Source organism: Ruminococcus callidus ATCC 27760, assembly GCF_000468015.1.
In the GTDB taxonomy this organism is placed as follows: domain Bacteria; phylum Bacillota; class Clostridia; order Oscillospirales; family Ruminococcaceae; genus Ruminococcus_C; species Ruminococcus_C callidus.
In genome coordinates, this window is sequence record NZ_KI260394.1 from 1 (window position 1) to 550 (window position 550).

A 550-nucleotide genomic window follows, 5' to 3' on the forward strand; every position below is an offset into this window, starting at 1 on the left:
AGGGCTAAGAGTGTTGCGATTTGTTTTTTCATAACGTCACCGCCTTTTTACGATTAAAAGAGATTCGTATTCGCCGTAAGAGATTCGTATTCACCGTAGCGGAAACCGTATCTGTTCAAATCTGTTTTGTATCCTGCGCCACGGCGTGCAACATAATAAGCCAGATTATCTACGTCCGAAATGATAAGTTGTTCTTGGTCGTATGCAATCACCCCATCCGTATTACCATCACCAGCCATAGCATAGGCGTCTTCTATTAATCCATATTTTGCCTTATGGTTATTTGCAACAACGGTGGATAAACCTACATAAGTAAGACCGTTTCTTTCTACCGTGATTAAGGAAGGATCATCTTCTGCAATTTTATATGCATTCAACTGATAAAACATATCTGTTGAGTTGATGTTGTCATCATTATTCAGGTCACCGATGCGATAGTAATCATCGCTAGAGCATACAGCAATTGCACTTGCATCTTCCATCTGCTTTGCAGACTTGAATGTAGCGTCTTCTACAGTTACTTCTGCGTCACTGGTAGTATAGAAGGTTA

Annotated in this window: 1 protein-coding gene; it reads right to left on the reverse strand. The window is 40.4% G+C overall.

All coding sequences use genetic code 11. The annotated features are described in order from the left end of the window. Positions 1–53: 53 nt before the first annotated feature. A partial coding sequence (locus RUMCAL_RS15955) for a hypothetical protein (RefSeq protein ID WP_021682059.1) occupies positions 54–550 on the reverse strand: 497 nt, incomplete at its 5' end.